This is a genomic window from Streptomyces sp. NPDC000983, from assembly GCF_040299205.1.
Taxonomy (GTDB): domain Bacteria; phylum Actinomycetota; class Actinomycetes; order Streptomycetales; family Streptomycetaceae; genus Streptomyces.
In genome coordinates this window covers 24484-43698 of record NZ_JBEPBM010000014.1, presented here as the reverse complement: position 1 = coordinate 43698, position 19215 = coordinate 24484, and the positions used below count along the sequence as shown (strand labels likewise).

The following is a 19215-nucleotide window of genomic DNA, read 5'->3' as shown; positions in this document are numbered from 1 at the left end:
GCCGACGAGTCTCCCACGGAGCTCCTTCAGCCGTCAGTGGACCGCGGCGCCTCGACCGGCGTCAGCTGCGTCAGCGCGCAGCGCCACCGTTCGCCGTCCCAGACGAAGACGTCCGTGGCCCATTCGTCCGCGGTGAACCGCTCGCCCCGGTAGGCGCCGCTGTTGGTGCCGTGGGTCGTCACCAGCACCGTCGTGTCGGACAGCGACACCACGCGCTCCACGTCGAGGTTCATGGTGTCGTGGGTGAGGTCGCCCGAGGCGACCAGCTTGAGGAAGGTCGCGCCCGGCGTGACGCCGTTGCCGCCGACGAACGTCCAGTCCGCGGTGGTGAAGCGGGCGATCGCCTCGGCGTCGTTCGCGACGAGCGCGGCGGCCCACTCGTCGATCAGCGCGGCGAAGGTCTCTCGGTCCGCCCTCGGCGCCGCGCCCTCACCCCGGTAGGTGCCGAAGCTCCAGAGGTTGCCCTCGATGTCGCGGACGGTGAAGCCGCGCGATCCGTAGTCCTCGTCGACCAGGCCGCGCACGGTCTCGGCGCCGGCGGCGACGGCCCGCTCGAACAGCGCGTCGGGGTCGTCGCACACGACGTACACCGCGTCGTTGCCCGGGGTGCGCAGCCCCCACGCGGACTCGTCCTTCGCCGACGTACCCAGCATCACGCCGCCTCCCAGCGGCCAGCGCAGCTCCGCGTGCTCGACGACCGACGGGTCGTCCTGGCGTGCGTACACGGCGCTCTCCCGGAAGCCGAACGCCTCCGACAGGAAACGGATCGCGCCACGGGCGTCACGGTAGGTGAGGCACGGCCACAGGGCGGTTGTCGTTGTCTCGGTGGTGGTGTCCATGGTTCGACGATCCCGCGCCGACACGCGAACCGTCTTGGACGGATGGAACATCCCCCGCGAGCAGCATGGTCGGTGTGCAGCCGGCCAGCGCAACGAAGTCCCTGGTCAGATGGGACTGGTCGTAGTAGCCGCAGGCCGCCGCCACCTGGGCGACGGACACGAAGGGCGGCGCGTGCCGCAGCATCCGCTGAGCCCGTTCGAACCGCACCACGCGGGCCGCGAGCTTGGGCGAGAGCCCGAACTCGCCGCGGAAGCGCCGGGTGAGGTGCTGGCGGCTCCACCCGCTCTCCTCGGCCAGGTCACCGACGGACACCTCGCCGCTGGACGCCACCACCGCCTCCCACGCGAACCGCAGCTCGGGTGCCGGCTCCCGGTCCCCGGCCAGAGCGCCGAGCACGGCGTCGCAGACGGCGAACCGGTGCGCCCATCCGGCGGTCGGCTGGAGGCGCTCCCACAGCTCATGGCCGACGGGCCCGACCACGTCCCCGAGCTCCACGGACAGGTTCCACAGTTCACCCGCGGGCATCCCGAACAGCGCCCGGCTCCCGAGCGGCGTGAGCTCCACCGCCACGCCCTCCTGGTCGCTGCCGTGGGAGATCAGCGCCGTGGAAGCCTGGAGCCCGCTCAGCACACACCCGTAGTGCTGCGGAGGCTGCCCCGGATCGGTCTGGGCGACCACGTCGATGTCATCGCCGATGCTCACGATGAACGTCATGTGCCGCGACGGCAGCCCGCGATGCAAGGCCGGCGGAAACCCGGTGAGCCGGTAGCCGCAGTAACTCTCGACGAACGGCCGCAGCGACGGCCCCGGCACGCCCGTCACCCATTCCTCACACCGCTCCACCATGCCAAAAGTGTACAAGTCTAGCTGCATCGGGCGTCGGGTCGTTCGCATCGCCATGTCACAACACGGACACAGGGAACCCGCAGTGACCCCGTGGGGTGCTCCGCCGCATCATGATCCCTTTCAGTAGTCCGAACCTCAGGGGGAATCATGAAGACCCGTACCGCCGCTATTGCCGTACTGCTCGCATGCGCGGCGCTCACCGCGTGCAGCAGTGACGCCAGCGCCGACCCCGCCGCCTGTAAGGCCGCGCTCGCCGAGCAGGTGGGCGAGGCCATGGAGAGCGGCAAGGAAGGCAGCCGTCCCGGCGCGTGCGACGGCCTCAGCGACAAGGAGGTCGAGGACATCGCGCGGGAGGTCGTCGGTGAGGAGGTCGAGGACTCCCTCGGGGACCTCGAAGCCAGCCTCGACGACTCGCTCAAGGACCTGGAGACCGCGGCCCCCTGACAGGCCGTCCGACGCGGTGCCCGTCCTCGGTGACTCCCGCGACGGGCGCCCCGGCCGTCCGGACCAGCGGTCCGGCGGCCACGGTCGCGCCTTCGCTGCGCATCGTGCGGGTCACGGTCTCGGCGTCAGGTCCCACAACCTCTGGTTGTCGCTCAAGCCGGGCGGGAAGGGGCCGGCCCGGTCGTTCGAGGGGCGGGTGGTGCGGCGAGGGCAGACAGGCGGGGAAGTACGAGACGAACACGCAGGGGACGCCCAGCTGTTCGGCAGCCGTCCTCGCGCCCGCCGCCGCGGACAGCAGGCCGGTCGCCACCATCAGGTCACAGCCGTCGGCCGCGGTGCGGACCGCGCCCCACGTCGTCGGGGGCAGCGCGCCCGCCCGCGTGGGCAGCCCCTTCGCCGGCGCCATCGTCCGCCCCGCGAGCCGATCGGCACCAGCGGAAGGCCGACGGAGTCGCACAGCTCCGCGCCCGAGGCCCATCGCAACGCGAGTGGTGCGTGGGGCGTATCGACATGTCGTCCTTGGAGGGGAACCGGCGCGCGCGGCCCGGCGTCAATCCACGAGTCCGAAAGATCGATTTCGTTGGAGGACGTGCCCGTGAGTCGTACGGCCGCCCGCTATCTCTACCTCGCCCGCCATGGACAGGCCTCGCCGGACGAGAGCGAACTGACCGGCGCCGGACGTGAGCAGGCCACACTGCTCGGGCGGCGCCTGCGAGGTGTGCCCCTCACGGCTGTTCACCACGGTCCGCTCGGCCGGGCCGAACAGACCGCCCGTCTGATCGGTGACCAGCTCGACGACGTCCCCCTGCGCCGCTCCGAAGCGGCCGGGGACTACCTTCCCTACCTGCCGGCCCGGGACGAGCTGCCTCCGCAGGCCGCGGACGACTGGCTCGGGTTCCTGGACGGGTTCACGGCCGAGGAGCGGGCACAGGGCCCTGGACTCGCCGCGTCGGCGCTCGCCGAGTTCACCGGTCCGGTCGACGGGGACGAGCCGCGCCACGAACTCGTCGTCACCCACAACTTCCTGGCCGGCTGGCTGGTCCGAGCGGCCCTCGACGCGCCGAAGTGGCGGTGGCTGGGCATCAACCACGCGAACGCGGCCCTGACCGTCATCCGCTACACCCCCGACCGTCCCCCGGCGCTCCTCCTCTTCAACGACGCCCGCCACCTCCCCGCCGAACTGCGCTGGACCGGCTTCCCGCCGGAACTCCACGTCTGAGACGAGCCCGGCGACAAGGACGGGTGGGCGTCCTCCGTATGCTGCGGGCGGCGAGAGGTTGGCTCGTCGACCGCACGACTTCTCGGCGAGGGCATGAGCGATGGATGAAGACCAGTGGGTTCGTGAGTACGGCCTGCGGCCAGTCGGTGCGGCCCTCGACGAGGTCCGGAGCAAGCTCACGGAGCAGATCCGGCTGGAGCGGCGCGCTCAGGGCGACGGCGACACCCTGCTGATGAAGCTGTGCTGCGTCCAGCTGTTCAACGCCGGCGGCCAGGACGACGTACTGCTCATCTGGCAGGCCAAGACCGCCAGTTTCGACGCCGACTGCTCGATCGACATCCAGTTGCTGTGCGGCGGCGGACTGGACGCGACCAAGGCGTACCTGTCGTCCCGCCCCCTGCCCGAGGCCGAGGCCGCGCTCAGCCGCCTGCTCCACTGCGAGCGGAGCGGCGACTTCGAGGACTTCTCGGTGGAGAGGTACGCCGACTACTACGACGACCACTACGCGCAGTGAGAGGCCGCCCGTAGCCTCGGGTGCCATGAGTATCGAGATCGATGTCGTGGTGGGCCACCCGGACAACGACGAGGTGGAACGGGTGCTGCGGCTGGCCGAGACGGTCGCGGGGCCGGTCACCGTCACCTTCATGTGGGAGGGACGCGAGGAGGCGGAGCGCAGGGTCCTGGTGCCCGCGGCCACGCTGGCGCTCTGGGAACACTGGGCCCCGTCCGCGTACCCGGCGAGCGGCGTGGAGGCGGAGGAGCCGGAACTGGCGCACCCGGCCGGGTTCGGCGAGTTCACGCTCTTCCGGCGTCGCGTGGGGCGGCGTACGGCCGTCGCCCGTGACGGTGTCGTGGTCGCCGAGCTGCTGGAGCCCGGCGAGGCGCACTGGTTGCAGGAGACGGCGCGCAACGTCCGGCAGGGCTTCATGGACCCGAAGCAGAAGGCGGCGTTCGAGGAGTTCCTCGCCCGGCAGGCCGCCAAGGGTGACGGGTCCGCCTGAACGGCCCTGCGACGCAAGGGTGTTAGCTTCTGCTCCGTGGCGGAACACCAGGACGGGACCAGGGCGGCCTACGACGGGGTCGTCGAGCTCTACGCGTCGCTCTTCGCCGACCGGCTGGAGACTCAGCCGTTCGCGCGGGCGATGATCGGCACCTTCGCCGAGCTGGTGCGCGCGACGGGGAACCTACGGGTGGCCGACGTCGGATGCGGGCCCGGGCATCTGACCGGCATGCTCAACGAGTTGGGCCTCGACGCCTTCGGGATCGACCTCTCGCCCGGCATGGTGGAGCACGCCCGGCGCGCCCGACCGGCCCTGCGGTTCGACGAGGCGCGGATGGAGCGGCTGCCGGTCGAGGACGGTGCCCTCGGCGGCGTACTGGCCCACTACTCGATGATCCACACCCCGCCGGCCGAACTGCCCGCCCTGCTGAAGGAGCAGGTGCGGGTGCTGGCGCCCGGTGGTCTGCTGCTGGTCTCGTTCTTCGGCACCGACGGGCCGGACCCGGTCCGCTTCGACCACAAGGTGACACCCGCCTACAGCTGGCCCGCGGACCGGCTGGCCGAGCTGCTCACCGAGGCCGGCCTCGTCCCCTTCGCCCGCCTGCTCCACGACCCGGCGACCGAACGGGGCTTCCTCGACGCGCACTTGCTGGCCCGCCGCCCCTAGGACAGCTACAGGTACGTCGTGACGACGACCACCGACACCGTTGCGCCCGTCGCGGAGCGGCCGAGCCACACCGGCCAGGTTCCGTCGCCTCCCGTGGGGAACGACACCAGGTCGCTTCCGGACTCACGGTCGGCCACGCGGACATGGCTCTCGTCGATCTCCTCGCAGGCGTCGTCGTCCTGCTCCTCGTCGTGGAAGCGCCGGAACCTCTCCGCGAGGGCCCTCCAGGCGGCGGCGTCCGCGAAGCCGCCCGTGGCGGTGTCGGTGCCGAAGCCGTAGCCGTGGCCGTCCAGGAGGAGGCGCGGGTCCTCGCCCTCGGCGAGGGCCAACTCCCAGGTGACGGCGGGCTCGTCGCGGATCAGCAGTCGAACGGCGGGCTCCTCGGTGACCGGGAAGCGCTCACCGCAGTACTCGCCCTCGCCGACGACCACGGCCGCCTGCAGCGGGTACGCGCCGGGAGGGACGCGCTCGGCGAGTTCACGGGCGGCGCCGTCGCGCGGCTCGGAGACGGCCAGGCGTCCGGTCGGGACGCGCACCGTGGCGATGTGCCGCGGTGGCGCGGTCACGGTCTTCTCCCACGGTTCCACGGGGAAGGGGTTGCCCGGCTGGAAGAGGTCGTCGACCGCCGCACTCAGGCGCATGGGCGTCGGCGGGCGCCACGCGGACGCGGGCGCTTCGCCGATTCCCACGGTGGCCTCCCGGCCGCGGTCCGGCAGCCGCGGCGAGGTGTCCGCCAGGACCCCGAAGCCCGACCTGGAGTGCCGGCGCTTCTCCTCCGGTACATCGGCCAGGGTGTGGAACGAGCCGCCGAGGTCGCCGCGCTCCTCCAGGATGCTGCGCGCCTTCTCGCCGGGCAGCAGGTTCACGGTGCGCCGCCAGGCGTCCGGTGCCCGGTCCGGCTGCTCCGGTGAGGCGTACCGGCGTTCTACGTACTGGCGTAGGAACAGCCGGTCGTCGTTCAGTAGGCGGAGGTCGACGTCGTGGATGCGGCGCCCCAGTTCGTCGTAGACCCACTGGCCGACGAAGTGGTCGCGCCAGGCGATCAGATGGACCTCCGACGGGATCTCCCGCCCGGGAAGCCGGTGCAGCACCACGTACGGGTCCCCGGCGCCGTCCCGTTCGGCCGCCTGGGCCCGGGTCAGTGGCCCGAACGGGCGGCGGGCGTCGGCGTCCCAGCCCTCGGCATAGGAAACCGCCACGCCGTCCTCGCCCATGCTCCACCCCTCTGATCCGGCCACGACGGGCCGAGGCTACCCCGGCCTTTTGATCACGGCCGGTCAGCCCCTTGATACGCCACAGTTACGTCTCTCCCAAACCCTGGTGTCCAGGGGGTGAGCGCCTCATGATGAGACCATGACTGCCGCCTGGCATGCCATGGCTCAACTGGCGAGCTGGCCGGACCTCATGGAGGCTCCGCCCAGCTGCGGCACCGGCCGGGCGTTGCGCTCGACCCGTGCCGAACTCGCGCATTTCCACTCCGACCGCAGTGCCGACGTGCACCTGACCGCGGGAGCGATCCACCGCTTCGAGCGTCAGCTGCGGGACTCGACCGCCATCCATCTGATTCCGGGCTCGCACTGGGTGACCGTGCGCATGGAGTGCGAGGTGGACATCAGCCTGCTCATGACGTTGACGAGCGCGGCGCTCCAGGCACACGGCAGGTGGCCGGCGGGCCTGGCGGCGTTGCCCGTGCGCTGCAACGACCGCCGGGAGACGGTGCTCGCGCACCGGGTGTGCCTGTGACCGCCTGACGGGCCGGTCGCACGGTCACCGCCGCACGGGTTCGAGTCTGGACTGGAAGTGCCGCAGGATCGGCGGCTGTTCGACCAGGCGGTATCCCGGGATGCGGTCCCTGTCCCGGGCCGTCGCCGCGAGCACCTCGCCGACGTGGTCGAGGTGGCTGAAGGTGTACGTTCGGCGGGGCAGGGCCAGCCGCAGGAGTTCGAAGGGGGCCGTGGCGACGGGGTTGCCGTCGGCGTCCTCCTTGCCGAGGTAGAGGGAGCCCAGCTCGACGGAGCGGATGCCGCCCTCCAGATAGAGCTGGCAGGCGAGGGCGTGGCCGGGGAACCGGTGCGGCGCGATATGGGGCAGGAGCCGGCCGGCGTTGAGGTAGACCGCGTGCAGGCCGGGCGGTTCGAGGATGCTGATGCCCGCCTCGCGGGCCAGCCGGGCGAGATGCCGGGCCGCGTCCGCCCGGGAGCGGAGATAGTGAGGGTCGGTGACCTCGGTGAGGCCCTGGGCGACCATGTCGAGGTCACGTCCGGCCAGTCCGCCGTAGGTGGGGAAACCCTCGGTGGCGACGAGCAGCAGCCGGCAGCGTTCGGCGAGCGCGGTGTCGCGCAGGCCGAGGAAGCCGCCGATGTGGACGATGCCGTCCTTCTTGGCGCTCATCAGGCAGCCGTCGGCGAGGCGGAACGCCTGCTCGGCGACCTCGCGCGGGCTGACGTCCCGGTAGGCGGGCTCGTGCTGGGTGACCAGCCAGGCGTTCTCCGCGAAGCGCGCGGCGTCCAGGAAGAAGGGGACCTCGTGCTCCCGGCACAGCTCGGCGGCGCGCGCGAGGTTGTCCATCGAGACGGGCTGCCCGCCCTGCCCGTTGTTGGTCAGCGTCATGACGACCACGGCGACGCGGGAGGCGTCCGGGCCGCTGAGGGTCTCCTTGAGCCGGTCGAGGTCGATGTCGCCCTTGAACGGATCGTCGCTGTCGAGGTCCCGGGCCTGCGGGCAGGGCAGGTCGACGGCCAGCCCGCCGCACAGTTCCACGTTGGCGCGGGTGGTGTCGAAGTGGGTGTTGCTCAGGGTGATCCGCCCGGGCTTCAGCAGCGCGGAGAAGAGGATGCGCTCCGCCGCCCGGCCCTGGTGGACCGGCAGGACGTGCGGGTAGGACGTCAGCTCCCGCACCACCTCGTGGAAGCGGTGGTAGGAGCGCGAACCGGCGTAGGACTCGTCGCCGGCCATGCCCGCGGCCCACTGCGCCGCCGAGAGGGCGCCGGTCCCCGAGTCGGTGAGCAGATCGATGGTGACCTCGTCGGCGTGGAGGTCGAAGAGGTTGTAGTGCACGCGCCGCAGTGCCGTCTCGCGCTGTGCTCGGGTGGTGAGGGGGAGGGGCTCCACGGCCTTGATCCGGTACGGCTCCACGAGGGCTGTGCTCCTGTTCGGGGGTTCGGGTGGGTGCGTGCGAGACGTTGTGCCGCGGACGGGAGACAGGCCCTACGGCCGTTCCGGCAGGCCGGGCAGCGGGGGCCGGACCTCGTACGCCTCGGGGGAGAGGTAGACCGTCACCCGGGGCGGCTGCCGGGTGCTCCGGACCAGGGAGAGGTACGAGATCAGGCCCACCCCGTGCGCCGGGTCGCGGGGCGTCACGGCGGCGAGCGCCCGGTCGAGGCCGTCGGTGGGGATGCCGTGACGCCGCAGGAGGACCGCCGCGCGGTCCCGGGCGACCCGGTCGTCGGGGGCGTAGTCGCGGACCGGGACGTGCAGGGTGTAGCCGGTGGGGTGCTCGTCGTCCCCCGGGGTGAAGGACAGGCAGGAGACCAGCGGGCGGCGGTCGAAGCGTTCGGTGTCCCCGGCCGTACGGCAGAACTCGCCGACGGATGCGGCGTGTTCGCCGGGCAGCAGACGGGCGACCGACTCGGCGCCGGCGGCGGAGAAGCCGTGGTGGGTGACGTACACCTTGACCCGCGGTGTCCGCCAGCGGCCCAGGTCGACAGCGAAGAACGAGAACTCGTCGCCGCCCGGTCCGCGGGGCGCGGCGTGCTCCAGCAGCGCGGGCCACGCCCGGCCGAATCCGAAGCGGGTCAGCGCCTCCTCGGTGAGCCGCGGGGAGAGGCCGCTCCCCTGACAGCGCGGGTTGAGGTACACCTTGACGCCGGGGGCGCGGTCCCCGCGCAGGTCCAGCGCGCACCACAGGGCGAACGGACCCTGGGCGGCGGCCGGGAGGAAGAGGTCCGCCACCCGGTCCACGGGCTCGGTCGAGAAGTTCCAGCGTGCGGCCAGATCCGCGAGCGCACTTTGGCCCACCCGCCCGCTCTCCTCGAAGGACGTGGTCGCGCAGCCCGGTTCCGCGACGATCCGCACGGTCGGGGACCCGTCGGAGGGGAACGACACGGACAGCTCGGCCGGGGAGTGGTCGTCCGAGACGAAGGACGGCGACGCCGGGCCCGCGGCGAGCGGGCGCCGCGCGGCGCCGCCCAGCAGGTGGAACAGCGGGCCGACGCGCGGGCCCGTGGCCCCGCCGTCGGGCGCGCCGACGCCCATGGCGTCGCACAGCGCGAGGAGTTGGCGGCTCAGATGCTCACCCAGAGTCGCTGTCGGACGGGGTGGTGCGGTCGCCGCGTCGCACGAGGCGGCGGGCTGCGAGGTACGGGTCGAGGTCATGGCCTGCTCCGGGAGGCGTGGTCGGGACAGGTGCCACGGTCCCAACCGCCTCCGACGGCCCGGTCACCCCGCGGTCACACGATGATTACTCGGAGTCGCGGAGCGGTCACTCAGTGTCGTATGCTCGCGGAATTCGCGGCACGGAACACCGAGGGAGCAGTGAGCGCACGGTACGAGTTCAAGGTGCTGGGGCCGCTGGAAGTCCGCCGGGACGGGCGCCCGGTGGCCATCGGCGCCACCAAACTCCGGCTGCTGCTGGTGGCGTTGCTCGCCGAGGCCAATCAAGTGGTCACCGTGGAACGGCTGATGCACGGCCTGTGGGGCGAGCGGCCCCCGGAACGGGCCCGCAACACACTCCAGAACTACGTCCTGCGCCTACGACGGGTCCTCGGCTCCGCCACGGACGCCACCCCGCTGGTCACCCACTCCCGCGGCTACGGCATCGAGGTCGACGCGGACGCCCTGGACCTGCACCGCTTCACCGCCCTCGTCCACCGCGGCCGCACCGCACTCAAGGACGGCACGGCCGCCGGCGCCGCGCTCAGCCTGCGTGAGGCACTCGCCCTGTGGCGCGGCGAACCGCTCTCCGACCTCCCCGCGGACCTCCTCCACGACCTCGTGCCGGCCCTGCACGAGCAACGCCTGGACGCCCTGGAACTGCGGATCGACGCCGACCTCGCGCTCGGCCGGGCCGCCGACGTCCTCCCCGAACTGCGCGCGCTCATCGGGGCGCACCCCCTGCGCGAACGGTTCTGGGCCCAGCGTATGACCGCGCTCTCCCGCTGCGAGCGACAGGGCGAAGCACTGGAGTGCTACCGCGAGGTCGCCCGACTCCTCGCCGACGAACTCGGGGTGTTCCCGGGCCCGGAACTGAAGCGCCTGCACCGGCGACTGCTCGCCGCCGCACCCGGAGACGTGCGCGACACCGCGCCCACGACCCCCCGCGGAGTGGCACGCCTGCCCACCGACCTGACCACCTTCATCGGCCGCGAGGAGCAACTGGCCCAACTGCGGACCCTGTTGGCGTCCGCGCGGGTGGTCACGCTGACCGGAGTCGGCGGCGTCGGCAAGACCCGGCTCGCGCTGCGCGCGGCGGCGGACCTGGAGGCGGCGTTCCCGGACGGCGTCCGCCTCGCGGACCTCGCGCCCCTGACCGACCCCGAACTCCTCGACCGGGCCGTCGCCGAGGCGCTCGGCCTGCGCGACCACTCCGCCCGGCCCGCCGTGGACACCGTCCTGGACCATCTGCGCGACCAGCGGCTGCTGTTGGTCCTCGACAACTGCGAACACCTCGTCGACGAGGTCGCGGCACTCGTCCTGAGAATGGCGCGGGCGGCCCCCGGACTGCGCGTCCTGGCCACCAGCCGGCACCGGCTCGCCGTACCCGGCGAACACATCCTCACCGTGCCCTCGCTCACCGTCCCCGAGCCCCGTGCCCCGGCACCCGCCGAACGGACCGGGACCGTGCCCGAGGCCGACGAGACGGAGCCGGACCGCGCCGAGGCCGTACGGCTCTTCGCCGACCGCGCCGTCGCCGCCGCACCCGCGTTCCGGATCACCGCCCGCAACCGCTCCTCGGTCGCCCAGCTCTGCCGCCGACTGGACGGAATCCCCCTCGCCATCGAACTCGCCGCGGTACGGCTCACCACGATGACCGCCGAGGAGATCCTCGAACGCCTCGACGACCGCTTCCGCCTCCTGTCCGTCCCCTACGGCCACCCCGCCACCCGCTACCGGCACACGCTGCGCGGTGTCGTCGACTGGAGCTACGAACTGTGCACCCCCCGGGAGCGGCTGCTGTGGAGCCGGCTCTCCGTGTTCGCCGGCGGATTCGACCTGGAGGCCGCCGAGGCGGTGTGCGGGGGAGAGGGCATCGACCGGGACGACGTGCTCAACCTGCTGGCCGGGCTCGCGGACAAGTCGATCGTGACGGTGAACAGTTCGGGCGACCGCGCCCGGTACGCCCTGCTGGAGACCATCCGCCAGTACGGCCGGCAACGCCTGCGCGCCGAGGGCCTCGACGACGCCCTCCGCCTCGGGCACAGCGACCACTACCGCACCCTGGCCGTACACGCCGGCGAACGGTGGTGCGGCCGGGGCGAGGTCGACTGGCTGATGCGGCTCCGGGCGGAACTCCCCAACTTCCGTACCGCGCTGGACTACTGCAGCACGCGCGGCGACCGGGCCGACGCAGGCGTGGAGATCGCCGTCAACCTCGCCCGCACCCGGTGCTGGTTCTTCAACAGCACCCTGGGCGAGGGCCGGCACTGGCTGGAACGCCTCCTCCCGCTCAGCACGGCCCCGCCCCCCGCCCTGCTCGCGGGAGGGCTGGCGATGAAGGCGTGGATCGCCCTGTGCCAGGGCGACAACCCCTCCGCCGAGACGTTCCTCGCCGAATGCCGTGCCCTGGCCCACGGGCTCCCCGACGGCGCGGCGGAGGCCCCACCGCTGACCTTCATCGAAGGCGCGCACGCCCTGCTCGTCCGGGGCGACCCGCGCTCCGCCGCCCTGCTGGCCGAGGCACGCGAACAGTTCCGCGCGGCCGGACAGAGCGGCGACGCCCACATGGCCACCATGCTCCGGGCGATGGCCGAGGCGTTCCTCGGCGACCGGGAGGCAGCCGGCACCGCCCTCGACATCTACGTCACCGAGGCCGCGGAGAGCGGCGCCGAGTGGGCCCGGACCTGGGCCCAGTGGTGCACGGGACTCTTCGCACTGCGTCACGGCCGGGCGGACCGCTCCCCGCACCACCTGCGCGAGGCACTGGCCCGGCAATGGGCCATCGGCGACACCTGGGGCCCCGTCTGGGGAGTGGAGACCCTGGCCTGGGCCATGGCGGCCACCGGCCGCCACCAGCCGGCGGCACGCCTGCTCGGTGCCGCGCACCGCCTGCGGCAGGACACCGGAGTGGCGCTCATCGGACTGCGGCCGTTCCACGACGCCCACGCCGCCGCCGAGCACCGGGTACGGGAGGCCCTGGGCGGCCGGGAGTACGAGGCGGCCTGGTCCCAGGGCGCCGCCACCCCCGACTGCCTGCGCCTCGCCCTGGACGGGACCCTCTGAGGTCGGCGAGCCGCCGTGGACGTGAACCCCTGAGTTCAGCGAGGCGCCCCGGACGCGAGCGCCCGGCGCATACAGACCCGCGGCCAGCGGTCCAGGCCGTGCGCCGCCTCCTGCTCGCGGATCCGCCGCAGGCCGGGCCCGATTCCGCCGTCCTCCATGGGCTCGAAACCGCACCGCGCGTAGTAGGGGCCGTTCCACGGCACCTCGACGAACGTGGTGAGGGTCAGCGCCGGTACCCCCTCGCTCCTGGCATGGGCCGCGAGATGCTCCAGCAGCCGCCGCCCGACACCCCGGCGCGCATGGTCCGGGTGCACGGAGACCTGCTCCACATGCAGGTTTCCGTCGACACGGTCGGCGATCAGGTAGGCCGACGGGGCATCGGAGTCGTCGGCCGCCACCCAGGCCAGCCCGGCGTGGTGATACCGGGCGAGCACATCGAGGGGGAGCGGCTCGTCCTCGGCGATCTCCGGCATGCCGACGGAGTCGAAGCACTGCCCGGCGGCGCGCTCGATGTCCTGGAGGACGGGCAGTTCGTCCAGGCGCACGGCTCGGATACGCATGGGCCGCATTCTGCCCGGCATACCGGAGGGCGCCCACCGAATACGGGGGCGCCCCCACGGCGGTCCGCCGTCCGTGACCGCTCAGCCCTGCTTGGCGCGGACCCCCTCGGCGATGCGCTTGCCGAGCGAGGCGTCCACGTTCGACCAGTAGGCGAACGCACGCTCGAGAATCGGTTCGCTCACGCCGTCGAGGAGGTGACCGACCACGTTGTCGACGAGCCGGTCACGGGCCGCGTCGTCCAGGACCTCCCGCACGAGCGTGCCCGGCTGGCCCCAGTCGTCGTCCTCGGCGTGGCTGACGTACGCCGTCCGGGTGATCTCCCCGTCGGCGGCCCAGCTCGGCGGGGAGCCGTAACGCTCCGTGTCGGCCGCGGGGCCGCCCTTGGAGTTCGGCGCGTACACCGGGTCGCTCGTCCTGCGGTACGCCATCGCGCCGTCCTTGGAGTACGTGTGGACGTCGACGACGGGTGCGTTGACCGGCAGTTGCTGGTAGTTGACGCCGATCCGGGCCCGGTGGGCGTCGGCGTAGGAGAACAGCCGCGCCAGCAGCATCCGGTCGGGGCTCGGGCCGATGCCGGGGACCAGGTTGTTGGGCTGGAACGCCGCCTGCTCGATCTCGGCGTGGTTGTCGGTGGGGTTGCGGTCCAGCGTCATACGGCCCACCGGGATCAGCGGGTAGTCGCCGTGCGGCCAGACCTTCGTCAGGTCGAACGGGTTGAAGCGGTAGGCGGCCGCCTCCTCGTACGGCATGACCTGCACATGCAGCGTCCAGGACGGGAAGTCCCCGTCCCGGATGTGCTCGAACAGGTCCCGCATGTGGTAGTCCGAGTCCGCCCCGGCGATGCGGTCGGCCTCGTCCTGGGTGAGGAAGTCGATGCCCTGATCGGTCTTGAAGTGGTACTTCACCCAGAACCGCTCGCCGGCCGCGTTGATCCACATGTAGGTGTGGGAGGTGTAGCCGTTCATGTGGCGCCAGGTCTTCGGGATACCGCGGTCGCCCATCAGCCAGGTCACCTGGTGCGCGGACTCCGGGGACAGCGTCCAGAAGTCCCACTGCATGTCGTGGTCGCGCAGGTTGCTGTCGGCCCGCCGCTTCTGGGACCGGATGAAGTGCTGGAACTTCATCGGGTCCTTCACGAAGAAGACCGGCGTGTTGTTGCCGACCATGTCGTAGTTGCCCTCGGAGGTGTAGAACTTCACCGCGAAGCCGCGGGGGTCGCGCCAGGTGTCGGGGCTGCCGCGTTCGCCTGCCACGGTGGAGAAGCGGGCGACCAGGTCGGTGCGGGTGCCGGGCTGGAATACGGCGGCCTTGGTGTACCGGCTCACGTCGTGGGTGACCTCGAAGTGACCGAAGGCGCCGCTTCCCTTGGCGTGCGGCTGCCGTTCGGGGATGCGCTCCCGGTTGAACTGTGCCATCTGCTCGATCAGGTACGCGTCCTGCAACAGGATCGGACCTGCCGGTCCCACGGTGAGCGAATGCTCGTCGCTCTCCACGGGGGCGCCGGAGTCGGACGTCGTCGCGGGTCGGCTCTCGTTCATCGCTCAGTCCCTTCGTCGTCTCGCCCGACTACCCTCTTCCGGCCGGGTGAAAGCCGCTACTCGGGGCGTGACGCTGTGTGACCGTTCGGAGATCACGTCACCGGGCGTCACGACCCGCAGTCGGGGCTTCGCTCTCACCGGTGGCGCGGAGCAGCACGGCGCCGTGCGCCGGCAGATCCACCTCCACGCTGCGGCCGTCGTGCGGGACGTCGCGGCGGGTCCAGAGCTCCCGCAGCCGGTCGTCCGGACGGAGACCGATCGAGCCGAGGGGGACCGTGACCCGGCGGGGCTCCGCCGCCGGCGAGAACACGGCCGCGTAGCGCTGCTCCCCGTCGGTGTCCTCCGCGGTCCACAGCACCAGGCCGTTCTCGCGCAGGACCTCGCGGCCCGCGGTGCCGTGCCACAGCACCGCCAGGGCCTCCTCGTTGGTGAGGAGCTCGATGGTCTCGGGCGGGCTGGTGGGCAGGTCGCCGCCCATCATCAGCGGTGAACGCGAGACCAGCCACAGGCTGAGCAGGCTGATCTGCTCGGCCCGGGTCAGCCGGCTCAGCCGGTCCTGTCCGCGCTCGGCCCGGATCCCGATCCGCCCGAGCGGGAGCATGTCGGCGTCGGCCCAGCCCGCCGGGCTCTGCGACGGCGCCCAGCGGGCCATCCGCGCGAACTGGGCCTCCACGTCCTCCCACCGGTCCCACAGGTCGTCGCAGACCCTCCACATCGTGGCGTGCTCCCGAAGACGGTCCAGGTGGGCCAGGGAGACATCGGTGCCGGGCGACAGACTCAGCTCGATCGACCGTCCACTGCGCTCGATCGCCCGCGCGTAGGCCGCGATCTCCCGCTCGTGGAACGGATGCAGCATGTCGTCCGCCTTGACGAAGTCCACGCCCCATGCGGCGAACTGGGCGACCTGGGCGTCGTAGTACGCCTGCGCGCCCGGATGACCGTGATCGAGGCCGTAGTTGTCCGAGTTCCACGGGCACACCGACGTCGTGTCCGCCACCTGGTCCGCGGTGAACCCGGTTCCCGCCACCGGAAGCCGGGCGGCCACGGCACGGCGTGGGATGCCGCGCATGATGTGCAGGCCGAACCGCAGACCGAGGGCGTGCACCCGTTCGGCGAGCGGGCCGAACCCGGCGCCGCCCGCCGAGGAGGGGAAGCGGTTGGGTGCGGGCAACTGCCGTCCGAAGGAGTCGAGTTCGAGCGGTGCGTCGGGGTTTTAGCCGTGGGCCCGGGCGGTGGGCTCGTACCACTGGATGTCCACCACGACGGTGTCCCACCCGTAGTGCAGCAGGTGCGTGTGCATGAACTCCGCGTTGGCGAGCACCTCCTCCTCGGTGACGGTGGTCCCGTAGCAGTCCCAGCTGTTCCATCCCATCGGCGGACGCTGCGTACGATCCGGCAGGGGGCGGGCGATACGAGTCATGGACCTGGCCTTCTCGGAGGGGGAGGGGCGGGGCTGTCGGCGTGCGGATGAGCTTGCCGACGTGGCCGGGTGGTCTTCCCCTTCTTCGAGGACGCTATGTCTTCGCCAAGGAGATCGACGTCGACTTCCTGCACCAGGGGATCGCGCTCCGCCACGCGGACGGTTCGCCGCGTACGGCGGCGTCTGGCACGCGAGGGGCGGAACGTGAGTCGACCCACGACCGCCGTGGAATTCGCGCGACAGGGCGTGTGGGCTCTGGGACGCTACGGGCCGGGTGCGGAGGAGCCGTGCGGGTTGGTGATGGGTGGCGGATGAGTTTTGTGCTTGAGGGGCCTGTTCTGGAAGGCGCGTTCGTGCGGCTGGAGCCGTTGGAGCAGCGTCACGCGGCGGATCTGGCCCTGGCGGCGGAGGAGGATCGCGGTTCGTACCGGTTCACCTGGGTGCCCGAGGCCGCCGAGGTCGAGGGGTATGTCGACGCTCAGCTCGCCCGGGCCGCCGCGGGGAAGCTGGCGCCGTACGCGCAGGTCGACCCGGTGTCGGGGCGGGCCGTCGGCGCCACCTCCTTCTGGGATCCCCGGCCCTGGCCGGACGGAACCGGTCTGTGCGCGATCGAGGTCGGCTTCACCTGGCTCGCCGCGTCCGCGCAGGGTACGGGTGTGAACACCGAGGCCAAGTACCTGCTGTTCCGGCACGCCTTCGAGAGCTGGGAGGTGGCGCGCGTCGACCTGAAGACCGACGCGCGCAACGTCCGCTCCCGGGCCGCCATCGAGAGGACGGGCGCACGCTTCGAGGGCGTGCTGCGGAACTGGTCCCGCTCCTGGGTGCCGGGCGAGGACGGCAGGCTCCGCGACTCCGCGATCTTCTCCGTCATCGCCGAGGAGTGGCCGCGGACCCGGGAGGGACTGGAACGGCGCCTCGCGCGCAGGCGGTCCGGGGCCGGCCTGAACGTCTGACGCCTCAGCGGTGCTCGGGGTTGTCCGCGCCCGGCCAGCACCCCGCCTCCCACAGCGTCCGCTGGTTGCCGTACGCCGGGATGCCGCCGGAGCGCTTGAGCAGGGCGGCGAGATGCATCAGGTTCCAGGCCATGAACGAGGTGTTGCGGTTGGTGAAGTCGTTCTCCGGACCGCCCGAACCCGGATCGAGGTACGAGGGCCCGGGACCGGCCGGGCCGATCCAGCCGGCGTCCGCCTGCGGCGGGATCGTGAAGCCGAGGTGCTGGAGGCTGTAGAGGACGTTCATGGCGCAGTGCTTCACCCCGTCCTCGTTGCCGGTGATCAGACAGCCGCCGACCCGGCCGTAATAGGCGTACTGACCGTCGGGGTTGAGGAGAGCGGAGCAGGCGTAGAGCCGCTCGATCACACGCTTGGTCACCGAGCTGTTGTCGCCGAGCCAGATGGGTCCGGCGACGACCACGATGTCCGCCGCCATCACCCGCTCGTACAGCGTGGGCCATTCGTCGGTGGCGAAGCCGTGCTCGGTCATGTCCGGGTACACCCCGGGGGCGATGTCATGGTCGACGGCGCGGATCTCGGACGTGGTGACCCCGCGCTCCATCATGATCTCGGCGCTCTTGTCGATCAGACCCTGGGTGTGGCTCAGCTGCGGGGACGGCTTGAGGGTGCAGTTGATGTACAGGGCGGTGAGGTCGTCGAAGCGGGGCCCGCCGTCGGCGGAGGAGGAGGCTGTCATGAGGGCAGCGTCTCGCGTGCGGGACGGTTCGGGTCGCTTCGACACCCGTGGTGCACCCCTGTGACGGACGCGTCCGGCCGTCCGTCACAGGGGTGGCGTGGTGGGACCTACCGCGGGCCGCCGCCCGTCCGGCCCTCCAGGCCGCCGCGCTCGATGACGTCCGCGTACCAGCGGGCGCTGTCCTTGAGGGTACGGCGCTGGGTCGCGAAGTCGACGTGGACGATGCCGAACCGCTTGCTGTAGCCGTAGGCCCACTCGAAGTTGTCCAGCAGCGACCACAGGAAGTAGCCGCGCACGTCGGCGCCGTCCTCGATCGCGCGGTGCACCGCGGCCAGGTGGGCGTGCAGGTACTCCACCCGCTCGGGGTCCTTCACCTCGCCCGACGGGTCGGCGTAGTCGTCGTACGCGGCACCGTTCTCGGTGATCACCAGCGGGGTGCCCGGGAGGTCGTCGCGCAGGCGCAGCAGCAGCTCGTGCAGGCCGTTCGCGTCCACCGGCCAGTCCATCGCGGTCCGCGGACCCGGCGCGGGCAGGAAGCGGACGTGCTGCTCGGCGCCCGCCCAGGGCGACGGGTCCGTGAACGGCTCGGCCGAGGGGGCGGCGGCGACCACGGTCGGCGAGTAGTAGTTGATGCCGAGCGAGTCGATCGGGGCCGAGGCGGTGGCGAGGTCGCCGTCGTGGACGAACGACCAGTCCGTCACCGGGGCCGTGTCGACGATCAGGTCCTGGGGGAGCGTGCCGTGGAAGACCGGGTCGAGGAAGACCCGGTTGCCGACCGCGTCGATCCGCCGGGCCGCGTCCAGGTCCTCGGGCGCCTGCGAGTTCGGGCGCACGGCGTGCAGGTTCAGGGTCAGGGAGATCTCGGAGCCGCTGCCGAGCGCGGAGCGCAGCGCGCCGACCGCCAGCCCGTGCGCGAGGTTGAAGTGGTGTGCGGCGCGCAGCGAGGCGAGCGCGCTGGTCCGGCCGGGGGCGTGCACACCGTTGCCGTAGCCGAGGAAGGCCGCGCACCACGGCTCGTTCAGCGTGGTCCAGGTCGCCACCCGGTCGCCGAGGGCACCGGCCATGATGTGCGCGTACTCGCCGAACCGCTGCGCCGTCTCGCGCTGCGGCCAGCCGCCCGCGTCCTCCAGCTCCTGCGGGAGGTCCCAGTGGTAGAGCGTGGCCACCGGACGGATACCGGCCTCCAGCAGCTCGTCGACCAGACGGCGGTAGAAGTCCAGCCCCTTCTGCACGGCCGGCCCGCGGCCCGTCGGCTGGACCCGCGGCCAGGCGACCGAGAAGCGGTAGTCGGTGACCCCGAGCCGCCGCATCAGGGCGACGTCCTCGCTGAGCCGGTGGTAGTGGTCGGCGGCGATGTCCCCGGTGTCGCCGTTGCGGACCTTGCCCGGTGTACGGCTGAAGGTGTCCCAGATCGACGGGGTCCTGCCGTCCTCGGTGGCGGCTCCCTCGATCTGGTACGCCGCCGTGGCCGTGCCCCAGCGGAAGTCCGCCGGGAAACGGTGGGTCATGGTGTCGGGGCGGGTGTCGAGCGCGGTCATGAGGATGGAACTCCCA

Annotated in this window: 19 protein-coding genes; 8 read left to right on the top strand and 11 right to left on the bottom strand. The window is 72.1% G+C overall.

What is annotated here, in order from left to right; translation table 11 throughout:
- Positions 1-26: 26 nt before the first annotated feature.
- Both ABT296_RS18030 and ABT296_RS18025 read right to left on the bottom strand, forming a co-directional pair.
- Positions 27-839, bottom strand: coding sequence for a DUF4440 domain-containing protein (locus ABT296_RS18030; protein WP_351928320.1), 813 nt, complete (start codon positions 837-839; stop codon positions 27-29).
- Complete coding sequence (locus tag ABT296_RS18025; protein WP_351928318.1) at positions 781-1686, bottom strand: helix-turn-helix domain-containing protein; 906 nt, start codon at positions 1684-1686, stop codon at positions 781-783. The genes ABT296_RS18030 and ABT296_RS18025 overlap by 59 nt, the downstream gene beginning before the upstream one ends.
- A gap of 147 nt (positions 1687-1833) precedes the next feature.
- Between ABT296_RS18025 and ABT296_RS18020 the strand changes: the two genes are divergently transcribed.
- From ABT296_RS18020 to ABT296_RS18000, 5 genes are all read left to right on the top strand, one after another.
- On the top strand, positions 1834-2130 hold the full coding sequence (locus tag ABT296_RS18020) for a hypothetical protein (protein WP_351928316.1): 297 nt from the start codon (positions 1834-1836) through the stop codon (positions 2128-2130).
- 595 nt (positions 2131-2725) lie between these two features.
- Complete coding sequence (locus ABT296_RS18015; protein WP_351928314.1) at positions 2726-3349, top strand: histidine phosphatase family protein; 624 nt, start codon at positions 2726-2728, stop codon at positions 3347-3349.
- 100 nt (positions 3350-3449) lie between these two features.
- Positions 3450-3863, top strand: coding sequence for a hypothetical protein (locus tag ABT296_RS18010; RefSeq protein WP_351928312.1), 414 nt, complete (start codon positions 3450-3452; stop codon positions 3861-3863).
- Between the two features lie 25 nt (positions 3864-3888).
- Positions 3889-4350 (top strand): hypothetical protein, encoded by a 462-nt coding sequence (locus ABT296_RS18005; RefSeq protein ID WP_351928310.1) that lies wholly within the window; start codon positions 3889-3891, stop codon positions 4348-4350.
- A 36-nt stretch (positions 4351-4386) separates the two neighbouring features.
- Positions 4387-5016, top strand: a complete 630-nt coding sequence (locus tag ABT296_RS18000; protein WP_351928308.1) for a class I SAM-dependent methyltransferase — start codon at positions 4387-4389, stop codon at positions 5014-5016.
- Positions 5017-5021: 5 nt separating this feature from the next.
- Here the strand turns inward: ABT296_RS18000 and ABT296_RS17995 are convergent, their stop codons facing one another.
- The gene (locus ABT296_RS17995) at positions 5022-6254 is read right to left on the bottom strand and encodes a DUF4241 domain-containing protein (RefSeq protein ID WP_351928306.1); all 1233 of its coding nucleotides are present in this window, start codon (positions 6252-6254) and stop codon (positions 5022-5024) included.
- Between the two features lie 115 nt (positions 6255-6369).
- Between ABT296_RS17995 and ABT296_RS17990 the strand changes: the two genes are divergently transcribed.
- Positions 6370-6759, top strand: coding sequence for a luciferase domain-containing protein (locus ABT296_RS17990; protein WP_351928304.1), 390 nt, complete (start codon positions 6370-6372; stop codon positions 6757-6759).
- Between the two features lie 24 nt (positions 6760-6783).
- Here the strand turns inward: ABT296_RS17990 and ABT296_RS17985 are convergent, their stop codons facing one another.
- A complete protein-coding gene (locus ABT296_RS17985; protein ID WP_351928302.1) occupies positions 6784-8151 on the bottom strand; it encodes a tryptophanase in 1368 nt (455 codons plus the stop codon).
- Positions 8152-8223: 72 nt separating this feature from the next.
- Complete coding sequence (locus ABT296_RS17980) at positions 8224-9390, bottom strand: tryptophan dimethylallyltransferase family protein (protein ID WP_351928301.1); 1167 nt, start codon at positions 9388-9390, stop codon at positions 8224-8226.
- 159 nt (positions 9391-9549) lie between these two features.
- Here ABT296_RS17980 and ABT296_RS17975 point away from each other — a divergent pair, with 159 nt between their 5' ends.
- The gene (locus tag ABT296_RS17975) at positions 9550-12453 is read left to right on the top strand and encodes an AfsR/SARP family transcriptional regulator (protein WP_351928299.1); all 2904 of its coding nucleotides are present in this window, start codon (positions 9550-9552) and stop codon (positions 12451-12453) included.
- Positions 12454-12488: 35 nt separating this feature from the next.
- On the opposite strand, the gene ABT296_RS17970 is transcribed toward ABT296_RS17975, so the two are convergent.
- The 4 genes from ABT296_RS17970 to ABT296_RS17955 form a co-directional block, all read right to left on the bottom strand.
- Positions 12489-13013 (bottom strand): GNAT family N-acetyltransferase, encoded by a 525-nt coding sequence (locus ABT296_RS17970; protein ID WP_351928297.1) that lies wholly within the window; start codon positions 13011-13013, stop codon positions 12489-12491.
- Between the two features lie 81 nt (positions 13014-13094).
- Positions 13095-14552: a catalase gene (locus ABT296_RS17965; protein WP_351928295.1), complete on the bottom strand. Its 1458-nt coding sequence runs from the start codon at positions 14550-14552 to the stop codon at positions 13095-13097.
- A gap of 97 nt (positions 14553-14649) precedes the next feature.
- Positions 14650-15723 (bottom strand): glycoside hydrolase family 27 protein, encoded by a 1074-nt coding sequence (locus ABT296_RS17960; protein ID WP_351928293.1) that lies wholly within the window; start codon positions 15721-15723, stop codon positions 14650-14652.
- Between the two features lie 42 nt (positions 15724-15765).
- Positions 15766-15924 (bottom strand): hypothetical protein, encoded by a 159-nt coding sequence (locus tag ABT296_RS17955; RefSeq protein WP_351928291.1) that lies wholly within the window; start codon positions 15922-15924, stop codon positions 15766-15768.
- A 359-nt stretch (positions 15925-16283) separates the two neighbouring features.
- Between ABT296_RS17955 and ABT296_RS17950 the strand changes: the two genes are divergently transcribed.
- Complete coding sequence (locus ABT296_RS17950; protein WP_351928289.1) at positions 16284-16925, top strand: GNAT family N-acetyltransferase; 642 nt, start codon at positions 16284-16286, stop codon at positions 16923-16925.
- 4 nt (positions 16926-16929) lie between these two features.
- On the opposite strand, the gene ABT296_RS17945 is transcribed toward ABT296_RS17950, so the two are convergent.
- Positions 16930-17661: a flavodoxin family protein gene (locus ABT296_RS17945; RefSeq protein ID WP_351928287.1), complete on the bottom strand. Its 732-nt coding sequence runs from the start codon at positions 17659-17661 to the stop codon at positions 16930-16932.
- A gap of 107 nt (positions 17662-17768) precedes the next feature.
- Complete coding sequence (locus ABT296_RS17940) at positions 17769-19199, bottom strand: GH1 family beta-glucosidase (protein ID WP_351928284.1); 1431 nt, start codon at positions 19197-19199, stop codon at positions 17769-17771.
- Positions 19200-19215 lie beyond the last annotated feature (16 nt).

Excerpts from the sequence above, each read along its gene's own strand:
- ABT296_RS18030 (WP_351928320.1), bottom strand. The coding sequence starts at position 839 with ATGGACACCACCACCGAGACAACGACAACCGCCCTGTGGCCGTGCCTC.
- ABT296_RS18025 (WP_351928318.1), bottom strand. The coding sequence starts at position 1,686 with ATGGTGGAGCGGTGTGAGGAATGGGTGACGGGCGTGCCGGGGCCGTCG.
- ABT296_RS18020 (WP_351928316.1), top strand. The coding sequence starts at position 1,834 with ATGAAGACCCGTACCGCCGCTATTGCCGTACTGCTCGCATGCGCGGCG.
- ABT296_RS18010 (WP_351928312.1), top strand. The coding sequence starts at position 3,450 with ATGGATGAAGACCAGTGGGTTCGTGAGTACGGCCTGCGGCCAGTCGGT.
- ABT296_RS18005 (WP_351928310.1), top strand. The coding sequence starts at position 3,889 with ATGAGTATCGAGATCGATGTCGTGGTGGGCCACCCGGACAACGACGAG.
- ABT296_RS17990 (WP_351928304.1), top strand. The coding sequence starts at position 6,370 with ATGACTGCCGCCTGGCATGCCATGGCTCAACTGGCGAGCTGGCCGGAC.
- ABT296_RS17980 (WP_351928301.1), bottom strand. The coding sequence starts at position 9,390 with ATGACCTCGACCCGTACCTCGCAGCCCGCCGCCTCGTGCGACGCGGCG.
- ABT296_RS17970 (WP_351928297.1), bottom strand. The coding sequence starts at position 13,013 with ATGCGTATCCGAGCCGTGCGCCTGGACGAACTGCCCGTCCTCCAGGAC.
- ABT296_RS17965 (WP_351928295.1), bottom strand. The coding sequence starts at position 14,552 with ATGAACGAGAGCCGACCCGCGACGACGTCCGACTCCGGCGCCCCCGTG.
- ABT296_RS17955 (WP_351928291.1), bottom strand. The coding sequence starts at position 15,924 with ATGGGATGGAACAGCTGGGACTGCTACGGGACCACCGTCACCGAGGAG.
- ABT296_RS17950 (WP_351928289.1), top strand. The coding sequence starts at position 16,284 with ATGAGTTTTGTGCTTGAGGGGCCTGTTCTGGAAGGCGCGTTCGTGCGG.
- ABT296_RS17945 (WP_351928287.1), bottom strand. The coding sequence starts at position 17,661 with ATGACAGCCTCCTCCTCCGCCGACGGCGGGCCCCGCTTCGACGACCTC.
- ABT296_RS17940 (WP_351928284.1), bottom strand. The coding sequence starts at position 19,199 with ATGACCGCGCTCGACACCCGCCCCGACACCATGACCCACCGTTTCCCG.